The 11,682-nt window shown below is 70.1% G+C and carries 9 protein-coding genes; all 9 read right to left on the reverse strand.

Features of this window, described 5'->3' with window-relative positions; genetic code table 11:
- A partial coding sequence (locus tag RMO12_RS01175; RefSeq protein WP_309637895.1) for a MipA/OmpV family protein occupies positions 1 to 668 on the reverse strand: 668 nt, incomplete at its 3' end.
- The gene (locus tag RMO12_RS01180) at positions 665 to 1,729 is read right to left on the reverse strand and encodes a Rid family hydrolase (RefSeq protein WP_309637896.1); all 1,065 of its coding nucleotides are present in this window, start codon (positions 1,727 to 1,729) and stop codon (positions 665 to 667) included. The genes RMO12_RS01175 and RMO12_RS01180, both read right to left, overlap by 4 nt.
- Positions 1,729 to 3,072 (reverse strand): NAD(P)/FAD-dependent oxidoreductase, encoded by a 1,344-nt coding sequence (locus RMO12_RS01185; RefSeq protein ID WP_309637897.1) that lies wholly within the window; start codon positions 3,070 to 3,072, stop codon positions 1,729 to 1,731. Before RMO12_RS01185 ends, RMO12_RS01180 begins: the two co-directional genes overlap by 1 nt.
- Positions 3,069 to 3,839 (reverse strand): class I SAM-dependent methyltransferase, encoded by a 771-nt coding sequence (locus RMO12_RS01190; RefSeq protein WP_309637898.1) that lies wholly within the window; start codon positions 3,837 to 3,839, stop codon positions 3,069 to 3,071. Before RMO12_RS01190 ends, RMO12_RS01185 begins: the two co-directional genes overlap by 4 nt.
- A gap of 112 nt (positions 3,840 to 3,951) precedes the next feature.
- On the reverse strand, positions 3,952 to 5,289 hold the full coding sequence (locus RMO12_RS01195; RefSeq protein WP_309637899.1) for a metallopeptidase TldD-related protein: 1,338 nt from the start codon (positions 5,287 to 5,289) through the stop codon (positions 3,952 to 3,954).
- A complete protein-coding gene (locus tag RMO12_RS01200) occupies positions 5,286 to 6,755 on the reverse strand; it encodes a TldD/PmbA family protein (protein WP_309637900.1) in 1,470 nt (489 codons plus the stop codon). The genes RMO12_RS01195 and RMO12_RS01200 overlap by 4 nt, the downstream gene beginning before the upstream one ends.
- A gap of 378 nt (positions 6,756 to 7,133) precedes the next feature.
- Positions 7,134 to 10,106 (reverse strand): aminomethyl-transferring glycine dehydrogenase, encoded by a 2,973-nt coding sequence (gene gcvP, locus RMO12_RS01205; protein ID WP_309637901.1) that lies wholly within the window; start codon positions 10,104 to 10,106, stop codon positions 7,134 to 7,136.
- A gap of 93 nt (positions 10,107 to 10,199) precedes the next feature.
- Complete coding sequence (gene gcvH, locus RMO12_RS01210; protein ID WP_309625714.1) at positions 10,200 to 10,574, reverse strand: glycine cleavage system protein GcvH; 375 nt, start codon at positions 10,572 to 10,574, stop codon at positions 10,200 to 10,202.
- A 51-nt stretch (positions 10,575 to 10,625) separates the two neighbouring features.
- A partial coding sequence (gene gcvT / locus RMO12_RS01215; RefSeq protein ID WP_309637902.1) for a glycine cleavage system aminomethyltransferase GcvT occupies positions 10,626 to 11,682 on the reverse strand: 1,057 nt, incomplete at its 5' end.

Below are 11,682 nucleotides of genomic sequence, written 5' to 3' on the forward strand. Positions count from 1 at the left end.
CCCGCATAGCCGCCGCGGGAGCGGTAGGCGGGCCGCTCGGGGGTGGCCAACGCCACCGGCACGTCGTAGAAGTAGGCGTGCCAGCGCCGGCTACCCCACACCGGCCCGGCTTGCAGGCCGAGGTTCCAGCCGAGCCGCCCGGGCAGGTCGAGGTTGATGCTGGGCGTGGCGGTCCAGCCGACCATCTCGGGGCGGCCATCGAGCGTGAACGCGGCACGCACGGGTGCGCGCAAGTCGAGCTTCCAATCGCTGCCCCTGGTCAGGTTCAGGTTGATCTTGGGGCCGAATTCGAGGGTCGGCGACAGGTCGCTCATGCCGCGACGGGCTTCGTTGTCCTTGCTGCGCGTGGGCGCACTCGCGGACACGCTGAGGTCGAAGTCGACGCGCTCCGACTCGAACAGCACCGCACGCGCACCGTCGCGGTCGGCCTTGAAGATCTCGCCGCGGTAGACGACGTAGGGCACCGGCAGCAGCCAGTCGTGCGACTGGTCGGAGCCGCGGTAGTGCGGCAGGCGCAGCGCGCCGGCGCCCAGGCCCAGCTCCCACAGCGGGCGTTCGGCCGCCGTTGCCGAACCCGCACCCAGCGCCACGGCCAGCGCCGCCAACGTCCTCGCCACCGTCCTTGTCACAGCTTGCAGCGTCACGCGTTCGATCCGCATGCGCTTCATTTCAGCAACTCTCCCGGTTCGAACGCATGCGCCTCGATCTCTACCAGCAGGTCGCTGCGGCAGATGTCGGCCTGCAGCGCCACGGCGCCGCGCAGCGCCGGCGCTTCGGCGCCGAGGGCGCCCTGGAGCACGGCGCGAATGGCCGGCCAGTCTTGCTCGAGGCGCACGTAGACGATGCAGTCGAGCAAGGCCAGCTCGAAGCGCGCGCTGCAGCGCGCGCGTGCCGCGTCGATCACCGCCCGCAAGTTGGCCAGCGTCTCGTGCGTCTGCGCCTCTACGTCGCCGACATGCGCGCTGGCGTGGCCGACGACGCTCGCGGTGCCGGAGATGAACAGCGCGAGCTGCCCCTGGCCCGCTTCGACCAGCGCCGCCCGCGAAAAGGTCGGGCTGCACGGACCGTAGGCGGCAGGGTAGCGGTAGGCCGACACCTGGCGCGGGTTCTCGATCGCCAGTGCCGGCACGCGGCCAGCCAGGAAGTGCAGGCGAAACGGGCCGTCGCGCGTGCCCATCGCGCAGGCGGCGGGTGCGCCGTCGAAAGCGGCGCGGCCGGCGTCCAAAAAGGCTTGCTGGCGGCCGAGGTTGAACTGCCGATAGCGCTCGAGCCCGCCGCCGTCGGCATTGATGGCGGGCAGGTAGTTCCACACGCGCAGCAGGTGGTCGCAGCCGGTGTGCGCAAGGCTTGCAAACACGTCGCGGTAGGCGCGCTCGGCGAGCGCGGCCAGGCCGGCGGGCTCGCGGGCTTCGTCTAACTCGAGCGTGCCGTAGAGCCAATGGCCGTCATGGCGCCACGCGACGCTCCCGCAGCGGCCGCGCTCGAGGTCGGCGCCGCCGAACCAGGCGTCCACGCGTGCGCCGCCCTCGCCGAGCAGGCGCTCCGCCAACCCGTCGGCGCGCGGCACGCCGTAGCCCAGACCGCCCAGGGGCGGGTGCTGCGGATGCGGCGGATGCAGCCCATGCTGCTGCCCGCGCGACGGGTCGGCGCCCGTCTCGAGGGTGACCCAGTCGCCGGGGCTCATGCGCTCGGCGCGAAGGCGCGGTCCTGCGCTCGGGGCCAGCACCATCACGGGCCCTCGACGAGGGTTTCGCCGGACAGCGGGCCGAGGTCGCGGATGTTTTCGCGCCGCCGCTTCCAGGCGGTGAAGGTGCGCCGCATGTTGGCCACCGAAAACAGGTAGTAAAGGCCCTTCATTACCCGCAGCGAATGCCAGATCGGCGTCTTGCCGTAGATGTCGCCGGCCAGCAGCGACAACAGCGCTTCTTTCACGCGCAGCGGATTCGCCGGGCCCATGAAGAACTCGCGCATCGTCGGGTTGGTGACGCGCAAGATAAACCATGAGAACTCGCGCGGGCCCTTCTTCATCATCGCCTCGAAGCGCCTGCGCGCACGCGCTGCCTCGGCCGGGCGGTCCAGGCAGGTGGCGACCACGCCCGCGCCTTCAAAGGCACTCTGCATCGCCAGGTAGACGCCCGAGGAGAACACCGGGTCGACGAAGGTGTAGGCGTCGCCGAGCATCAGGTAGCGCTCGCCGCTGCAATGCGTGCCGCCGTAGGAGTAGTTGCCGGTGGCATGCACGGTGCCGCCCACCAAGCTCGCGTTCGCCAGGCGCTCGCCGAGCTGCGGGCACAGCGTGATGGTGTCGGCAAAAAAATCCGCCAGCGGCTTGTCGCGCGACTTCAGGTAGTAGGGCCAGCACACCGCGCCCACGCTGGTGCTGCCATCGGCCAGCGGAATCAACCAGAACCAGCCGTGGGCGAACCAGAAAATGCTGATGTTGCCTTCCAGCCGGCCGGGCAGGCGCTGGGCGCCCGTGAAGTGGCCGAACAGTGCCGCGCTGTTGTGCTTGGGGTTCTTCTGTTTGGAGCGCAGCTTGTTGGCCAGGAAGGTGTCACGCCCCGAGGCGTCGACGACGAAGCGGGCGCGCACGCTGCGGCGCGCACCGTCGTCGAGCCGGGCCTCCACGGTGGCGCCTTCGTCGTCGAAGCTGACCTCGCGCACGCGGCAGCCTTCCTGGGTGCGCGCGCCGCGCTGCTGGGCGTGGCGAAACAGCAGTTCGTCCAGCTCCGAGCGTCGCACCTGCCAGGCGTAGGGCATGGTCTTGTCCCAGGCGTCGCCGAACTCCAGCAAGCTCTGGTGCGCGTGGTCGGGCGAGACGAACTCCACGCCCCATTTGCGCATGCCGATACGCTCCACCGCGTCGCGTACGCCGAGCCGCTCGAACAGCGCCACGTTGGCCGGCAGCAGCGACTCGCCGATGTGAAAGCGCGGGTGGTGTGCCTTCTCGAGCATCAGCACGTCGCGGCCTTGCGCGGCCAGCAGCGCGGCGATGGTGGCGCCCGCCGGGCCGCCACCGATCACGAGCACGTCGCAGCGCTCGCCCTGTGCCGCAGTCGGGGCCGAAATCATGCGGGCTTGACGGCCGTGTAAGCCGAGAAGATGCCGAGGTCGACCGTGCGCCGCACGTCGGTGAAGCGGGCGCTGCCGAGCGCGGCCAGCACCGCTTCGGGCGCGATGCAGGCCTCGATCGTGTCCCAGTAGTAGCGCCACAGGCGCGCGTTGTCGTGGCCGCCCGAGACAAGGCGCGCAATGAGGGGCACCACCGTGCGCATGTAGGCCTTGAGCAGGGCGTTGCCGACGGGGCTCGCGGGGCGCGTGATCTCGAGCACGAGCACCCGACCGCCCGGGCGCAGCACGCGCTCGAACTCGGCGAATGCCGCGCTCACGTCGGCAATGTGGCGCAGCGCGTAGCCCATGCAGAGGAAGTCGCAGCTCGCGTCGGGGCGCGGCAGCGCCTCGGCGCGGCCCTGCAGCAGCTCGAGCCCGGCAATGCCCACCTCACCCATCATGCCGGGGCTCGGATCGACACCGACCAGCCGGCCCTTCGGCCCGATCAGCCCGAGCGCCTCGCGCGCCATCAGCCCGGTGCCGATGCCCACGTCGAGCACGTCGGCGCCGACCGCGAGGCCGGCGTCTTGCAACGCCTTGCGGCGATACCGCGGCCCCGAGCCGAGCGCGAGGATGCGCTCGATGCGCTCGTAATCCGGCGCGGTGTCGTCGAAGATGCTGCGCAAGAAACGCTGATGCTCGTCTTCATCGCCGTACCAGGCCGGCAGCGGCGCATGCGGCGCAAGAACAGGGGCGGGTGTGGGCAGCGGCTGCACGGGGCGGTTCATTGCCAGGATTATTGCAAGCGCTGCTGCGCGTGCCCGCGGCAAGGGTGCTGAGCGCAACGGCCCTGGCCGCGACGCTTGGCCGGGGCCCGAACGCGCGGAGTCGCCAGGGTCGCTACAGCGTCAGCCGCCAGCCCTCGACCACCGCGGCCGGTGTGGTGATCGACGCGAGCCGGCGCGATTGGTAGGTGTCGGTGTCGGGCACGAGTTCGGCGCGGTCGGTGAGGCCGACCAGGCCTTGGCCGAACAGGCGCAGGAAGGAGTCGTCGAAGCGCATCACGTCCAGCGGTGCTGCCAGCTCGCCGTCTTCGACCCAGAAGCAGGCGAAGCGTGTCATGCCGGTCATGCGGCAGGCCTGCCGGTCGCTGTAGTTCAGGTACCAGAGGTTGCTCACGTAGAGGCCGGTGCCGAGCGTTGCGAGCAGCTGGTCGTGCGGCAGGGTGCCGGGTCCGAGGCTGAGCGCCTCCGGCAATTCTTCGGGCGAGGCGCCGTTGGCGGCCTCGAAGTATTCGCGTGCCGAGCGCGGCGAGTTGAGCGTGCCGATGGCGCAGCCGCCCTCGATGAGCGTGACCGACGCGGGCTTGACGAAGCCGTCGTCGGTGAAGGCCGGTGCGATGCCCTCGGCGGTGGCTTCATGCAGGTGCAGGCTGGCGTGCAGGCGCGCGTCGCCGTGCGCCAACTGCATCAGCGAAGACACGCCGGTGCGCCGCGCCTTGAGACTGAAACCGCTCCAGGCGAGCGCGCCGAGCAGCTCGCTCATGGCCGCCGGGCTGAAAGCGGCGCGGTAGGCGCCGGGTTGCAGCCTGCGCGGCGGGCGCTGCAGCAGGCAAGCGCGCGTGGCGGCCTCGCGCACGCGCGCCGCAAAGACCGCGTCGTCCCAGTGCGTGCCGGCGTAGGCGGTCTTCACCGCCTTGTCGGCGGAGCGGTAGACACACCAGCCGAAATGAAAGCTCTCCACGCGGTGCCAGTGGCGCGAGCCCAGGCTGTCGGCGTAGGCGCGCACCACCGGGCCGCCCGCGTAGAAGCCGACGAAGTCGAGCGCCGCGGCGTGTTCGCGCACCGCGTCGATCACCGTCTGCGCGCTCGGCAGGGCGCCCGCGTCCTCGCGCGTGCTGAGGCTGGCGGCAGCCGGCAGCAGCAGGTAGGGATCGTCGGCGATGACGTCGAGATCGCGGGCCAGGCGCGCGCGCTCGTCTCGCAGGCGTCGCGTGTCGTGGGCCAGGTCGCCGCTGAGCACGAGGCTGGCTTCGGCGCGGCGCGCACCGCGCACGACGCCAAGCGTGGCCTGGGCCTGCAGCACGTGGGTGGCCTGGCGCAGTGCGGCGCGATTGAAGCGCAGGAAATCGGACGCCTCGGCGTTGAACGCCAGGCTCACGCGGTCCACGCCCTCGGCGTTGCAGAGGGCGTCGGCGAGGGCGTCGAAATGCGCGCGATCTGTCAGGGAGCTCGTCACGCCGCCCCCCCGAACACGTCGACACTCGAGAACTTGCACACCGGCGCCGCATGCCCGACGCGAATCACCTGTGACGGCTCGCCCTTGCCGCAGAAGGGCGTGCCCATCACCTCGGCGGTGCTCGCGTCGCCCACCATCGCGAGCGAGCGCCAGAAGGTGGCGCTGATACCGCGGTAGTTGGGGTTGCGCACCACCTCGGCGAGCCGGCCGTCGCGCACCACGCGGCCGTATTCGCAGCCGAACTGGAACTTGTTGCGCGAGTCGTCGATGCTCCAGGAGCAGTTGGTGTGCATCACCACGCCGAGCTCGATGCTCGCGATGATGTCGGCCATGCTCGTGTCGCCCGGCTCGACGTTGAGGTTGCTCATGCGGTCGATCGGCGCGCGGTTCCAGCTGGCCGCGCGCGTGGTGGCCACGCCGCCCACGTCGTGGCCGGCGGCGCGCGCGCGCGCCTGCGACAGGCTGCCGCCGAGCGGGTGCATCAGCCGCCCGCGCTCGATGAGCATGCGGCGCTCGGCCGGGGTGCCTTCGTCGTCGAAGGCGAAGCCGGCGAATTCATGTTCGCGGGTCGGATCGAAGCTCACGTTGAGCAACTCGCTGCCGTACTGGTAGCTGCCGAACATGTCGAGCGTGACGAAGCTCGTTCCCGCGAAGTTGCGCTCGTCGCCGAGGATGCGGTCGAGCTCGAGCGGGTGGCCGATGCTTTCGTGGATCTGCAACATCATCTGGTCGGGCATCAGCACCAGGTCCATGCGCCCGCTCGGGCAGTGGCCGGCGACCACCAGCTCGAGCGCCTCGCGCGCGACGCGCTCGCCGTCGGCCTCGAAGCGCGCGCGCTCGAGCACCTCGAGCCCGCCCTGCTGGCAAAAGCCGTTGTACTGGCCGGCGCTGGAGCGCACCTGGGTGACGCCGTTGTCGCGTGCCGTCACCTGGATGGATGGTGTGAGGAAGGCCCAGCGCTGCTCGGCGCGCATGCCCTCGCTGGTGAAGAACAGCTGCTCGGCGTCCACGCTCCACAGGGCGGTGAGCGCGTCCACCACGCGGGCGTCGAAGCGCGACGCCTGGTTCACGCGCGCCAGCAGCGCCAGCTTGTCGGCCAGCGCCGCCGAGGCGACCGGCCGCTCGACCCGGCTCGCATAGGCGCCGCTGGCGACCGGGCGCGGCGCCTGGGCGTAATCGAACACCGTCTTGCCGGCGCTGGCGCGGGCCAGCACATGCGCCTTGGCAAACGCATCGCGCAGCCCGGTTTGCGAGGTGTCGGACGTGGCGGCATAACCCATGCCGCTGCCGTCGACCACGGTGAGCATCACGCCTTCATCGCGACTGCGCCGGGGCGCTTCGGCCACGCCCTGGCGCACCGCCAGCTGTTCGGAGACCTCGCTGACCGCGCGCACCGCCCAGTGGCTGACGGAGGAGGGCAGGCCAGCGCTGGCGCGGCGGGCGGTGGATTCGAGGGTGTCGAGCATCGTGGTGCTGTCAGTTGGTCGAACGCGACGCTCGTTCGGTCCGGGTGGCGGCCCGCTCCGGCAGACCGGCAAGTCGGCTCGGGTGGCCCGGTTTGACCAGGTGGTGGTCGAAACCGGCCTCTCGTGAGCGCCGCTGGTCCTCTTCCTGGCCCCAGCCAGTCATGACGAGGCTGTCGACCTTGTCGACGTTGTGATTTCGTCGAGACCTTCGATGCCCGTCTTTGCCTTGGGCAGCTCGGGGGTGACGAGTTTTTGCTTTTTCATGGGAATCGCGAGGCGGTTCGGTCACTGTTGGAGTGAGAAGTTCATCATACGAAACCGCACCGCAGGCCGAGAGCCGGTGAGCCAGGATGGGAGCGACCGTACAAGGCGCCTGCCTCATACAGCGTAGGCGCTCACCGGTACGCAACTGCACATCAAGTTGCGATCGCCATGCACGTTATCGACCCGGCCCACCGGCGCCCAGTACTTGCTCCGCCGCAGGCTGGCGATCGGATAGGCCGCCTGTTCGCGGCTGTAGGCGTGCGTCCAGTCGGCCACGAGCAGCGCCTCGGCCGTGTGCGGCGCATTCACCAGCGGGTTGTCGTCGCGCGGCCAGATGCCTTCTTCGACGATGGTGATCTCCGAGCGGATGGCGATCATTGCCTCGCAAAAACGGTCCAGTTCCTGCAGCGACTCGCTCTCGGTCGGCTCGACCATCAGTGTGCCGGCGACCGGAAAGCTCAAGGTCGGCGCATGAAAGCCGTAGTCGATCAGGCGCTTGGCGACGTCCTCGGCGCTCACGCCCGAGCTTTCTTTCAGCGGACGCAGGTCGAGGATGCATTCGTGCGCCACGCCGCCGCCCTTGACGGTGGGCAGGCCGCTGCTGAAGTGGATGTCGTAGTGGTCGGCCAGGCGCGCGGCGATGTAGTTGGCACTCAGGATGGCGCACTCGGTGGCGGCGGTGAGGCCCGCCGCGCCCATCATGCGCATGTACATCCAGCTGATCGGCAGCACCCCGGCATTGCCCAGCGGCGCGGCCGACACGGCCCCTACGCCGTGCTCGGTGTCGGTGTCGACGCCCGCGGCGCCTTCAGTCGCCGCCTGGTGCGTGCGGTGTACCGGCAGGAAGGGCACCAGGTCGGCCGCCACGCACACCGGCCCCACGCCGGGCCCGCCGCCGCCGTGCGGTATGCAAAAGGTCTTGTGCAGATTGAGGTGGCTCACGTCGCCGCCGAACTGGCCGGGCGCTGCCAGGCCGACCAGCGCGTTCATGTTGGCGCCGTCGACATAGACGCGCCCGCCGTGCGCGTGGACCAGCGCGCACAGTTCCTGCACCTGCGTGTCGAACACGCCGTAGGTCGAGGGGTAGGTGATCATCACCGCGGCCAGCTTGTCGCGGTGCTTCTCGCACTGCGCGCGCAGGTCGACGAGGTCGACGTTGCCGTCGGCGTCGCACTTCGTCACCACCACCGTCATGCCGGCCATCTGCGCGCTGGCCGGGTTGGTGCCGTGCGCCGACTCGGGGATGAGGCAGATGTCGCGCTGCGACTCACCGCGCGAGGCGTGCCAGGCGCGGATGATGAGCAGGCCGGCGTACTCGCCCTGCGAGCCAGCGTTGGGTTGCAGGCTCACGCCCGCATAGCCGGTCGCTTCGCACAGCCAGCGCGAGAGCTGCGCGTCGAGTTCGGCGTAACCCGCCAGTTGCTCGCGCGGCGCGAACGGGTGGATGTCGGCGAACGACGGCCAGGTGATGGGGATCATCTCGCTGGTGGCGTTGAGCTTCATCGTGCAGGAGCCCAGCGGGATCATGGTGCGGTCGAGCGCCAGGTCCTTGTCGGCCAGGCTGCGGATGTAGCGCAGCATGTCGGTTTCGCTGTGATGGCGGTTGAACACCGGGTGCGTGAGGAAGGCGCTGCTGCGCCGTAGCGCTTCAGGCAGCAGTGGCGCGACGCCTTTCTCGAAGCGCGCGAACCAGGCGGAGCCGTCCTCGTCGTGGGGCCTGTGCGTGGCGGTCGCCGCGGCCTTGCCGAGTTGCTGCGACACCAGGCGCCACAGTGCATGCAGATCGTCGCGCGAGGTGGTCTCGTCGAGCGTAATGCCCACGGCCGCCGGCGCCGCGCGCCGCAGGTTGTAGCCGGCCGCGCGCGCGGCGGCGAGCAGCGACTCGGTGCGCTCACCGCTGGCCACGAGCAGGGTGTCGAAGGCGCTGTCGTGACCGAGCGTGCAGCCGCACGCCTCCAGCGCCGCGGCCAGCAGCGCGGTGTAGCTGGCGACGCGCAGCGCAATGCGCTTCAAGCCCTGCGGCCCGTGATAGACGGCATACATGCTCGCCACCACCGCCGGCAACACTTGCGCGGTGCAGATGTTGGAGGTGGCCTTTTCGCGACGGATGTGCTGCTCGCGCGTCTGCAGCGCCAGGCGGTAGGCGGGCGCGCCGTGCGCGTCGATGCTCACGCCGACCAGGCGGCCCGGCATCGAGCGCTTGAACTCGTCCCTGATCGCCATGTAGGCGGCATGCGGGCCGCCGGCACCCATCGGCATGCCCAATCGCTGGGTGCTGCCGATGGCGATGTCGGCGCCCATCTCGCCGGGCGGCGTGAGCAAGGTGAGCGCCAGCAAGTCGGCCGCGACGATGGCAATGCCGTGCCCGGCATGCACGCCCTCGATCAGCGGCGCGAGCGGGCGAATCCGGCCGGTGACGCCGGGGTACTGGAACAGTGCTGCGAAGGGCTCGCCCTCGGTGGCCTGTTCTGCCGGCCCGACCACGACGGTGATGCCCAGCGGCCGGGCGCGCGTTCGAACCACCTCCAGCGTTTGCGGCAGCACGTCGTCGGCGACGAAGAAGCGCTTGCTCTTGCTCTTGCCGATGCGTGCGGCCAGGGTCATGGCCTCGGCGGCGGCGGTCGCCTCGTCGAGCATCGAGGCGTTGGCCAGGGCCATGCCGGTGAGGTCGGCCACCATCGTCTGGAAGTTCAGCAGCGCTTCGAGCCGGCCCTGCGAAATCTCGGCCTGGTAGGGCGTGTAGGCGGTGTACCAGGCCGGGTTCTCGAGCACGTTGCGCAAGATCACGCCGGGCGTGAGGGTGCCGTGGTAGCCCTGGCCGATGCAGCTCTTGCGCAGCACGTTCTTCGCCGCGATGCGCCCGAGTTCAGTCAGTGCCTGGGCTTCGGTGGTGGACGGCGGGAGCTGCATCGGGTCGGTGCGCGCAATGCCGCGCGGCACCACCGCCTCGATGAGGGCGCGCCGCGAGGCCGCACCGATCACCGTGAGCATGTGCCGCTCGGCTGCGGCGTCGATGCCGATGTGGCGGGCGACGAACTCGCTCGCGTTCTCTAGTTCGGCGAGGCAGCACTGGGTGGACATCAACATGGCAATACCTGGGTCAGGTTGACGAGGCCGACGCGGATGCAGGGGTGGCGCATCCGCGCGCCGAAGGAAAAACGCAAGTGGCAAATCGGGCGCTCAAGAGGGCGCGAGCAGCTTGTCGTAGTCGGGTCCGTCCATCAACTGGTCGAACTCGGTCATGTCGGCAATGCGGACCTTGAAGAACCAGCCCTCGCCGAGCGGGTCGCTGTTGGCCAGGGCCGGGTCGCCGCGCAGCGCTTCGTTGACCTCGACGACTTCGCCCGAGACCGGCATGTAGAGATCGGCCGCCGCCTTGACCGACTCGACCACGCCGGCCACCTCGCCCTTCTTGAAGCTGCGGCCGACCTCGGGCAGCTCGACGAACACCACGTCGCCGAGCGCGTCCTGCGCATGCGCGGTGATGCCGACGACGGCCGCGTCGTGGTCCTCGATGTTGATCCACTCGTGGTCGGTCGTGTACTTGGTCGTCATCGGTCTGCTCCGGATCGAGAGGTTGGGAATTTCTCTTGCCAATGCGCGTCATCAACGCACATAGCGGTGCGGGGTGAACGGCAGCGGCGTCACCCGCATCGGCTGTCGCTTGCCGCGCACGATGGCGAAAACTTCGTGCCCCTTCAGCGCGTGGTTGGCAGCCAGATAGGCCATCGCGATCGGCACATTGACGCTCGGGCCGATGGTGCCGCTGGTCACACGGCCGAGCCTGCGGCCGTGGCTGTCGACGATCTCGGCGCCTTCGCGCACCGGCACGCGCTCCAGGCCCAGCAGGCCCACGCGCTTGTTGCTCGCACCATTGACGAGCTGTGCCTCGATCACGCTGGCGCCCGGGTAGCCGCCCGCGCGAGCACCGCCACCGCGGCGTACCTTCTGGATCGCCCAGGCGAGGCCTGCCTCGACGGGCGTGGTGGTGGCGTGGATGTCGTGCCCGTGGAGGCACAGGCCCGCTTCGAGCCGCAGGGTGTCGCGCGCGCCGAGCCCGGCTGGCTGCACCTCGGGCTGGGCGAGCAGCGCGCGAGCCAGCGTCTGTGCCTCGCTCGCCGGCACCGAAATCTCGAAACCGTCTTCGCCGGTGTAGCCGCTGCGCGTGACGAAGCAGCGGCTGCCGGCAAGCGTCAGGAATGCACCCGTCATGAAGCGCAGCTGCGCCGCGCCCGCGTCCAGGCGCGCCAGCGCTGCGACCGCCTTGGGCCCCTGCAGCGCCAGCAGCGCGCGCTCGGGCAGGGCCTGAATCGAGCAGCGGTGGCCGATGTTCGTGATGAGGTGAAGCAGGTCGGCGTGCTTGCGGGCGGCGTTGACGACGAGCAGCAGGTCGCTGGCCTCGTCGCTCTGGCGACGCGTGATCATCAGGTCGTCGAGCAGGCCGCCGCTCGCATGGGTGAAGTAGGAATAGCGTTGGCGAGCGGGCGCGAGGCCCATTACGTCGGCCGGCACCAGCGACTCGAGCGCGCGCGCCGCGTCGTCGCCCACCAGACGAATTTGCCCCATGTGCGACACGTCGAACAGCGCCGCCGAGGCGCGGCAGTGGCGGTGCTCGCTGATGACGCCGTGCGGGTAGGCAACCGGCATCTCGTAGCCGGCAAAG

The sequence above is a fragment of the Methylibium sp. genome (assembly GCF_031393925.1).
In the GTDB taxonomy this organism is placed as follows: domain Bacteria; phylum Pseudomonadota; class Gammaproteobacteria; order Burkholderiales; family Burkholderiaceae_C; genus Methylibium.

What these genes read in the sequence shown, in the direction of transcription:
- RMO12_RS01190 (WP_309637898.1), bottom strand. Translation starts at nt 3,839, where the DNA reads ATGAACCGCCCCGTGCAGCCGCTGCCCACACCCGCCCCTGTTCTTGCG.
- RMO12_RS01200 (WP_309637900.1), bottom strand. Translation starts at nt 6,755, where the DNA reads ATGCTCGACACCCTCGAATCCACCGCCCGCCGCGCCAGCGCTGGCCTG.
- RMO12_RS01180 (WP_309637896.1), bottom strand. Translation starts at nt 1,729, where the DNA reads ATGGTGCTGGCCCCGAGCGCAGGACCGCGCCTTCGCGCCGAGCGCATG.
- RMO12_RS01185 (WP_309637897.1), bottom strand. Translation starts at nt 3,072, where the DNA reads ATGATTTCGGCCCCGACTGCGGCACAGGGCGAGCGCTGCGACGTGCTC.
- gcvH (WP_309625714.1), bottom strand. Translation starts at nt 10,574, where the DNA reads ATGACGACCAAGTACACGACCGACCACGAGTGGATCAACATCGAGGAC.
- gcvP (WP_309637901.1), bottom strand. Translation starts at nt 10,106, where the DNA reads ATGTTGATGTCCACCCAGTGCTGCCTCGCCGAACTAGAGAACGCGAGC.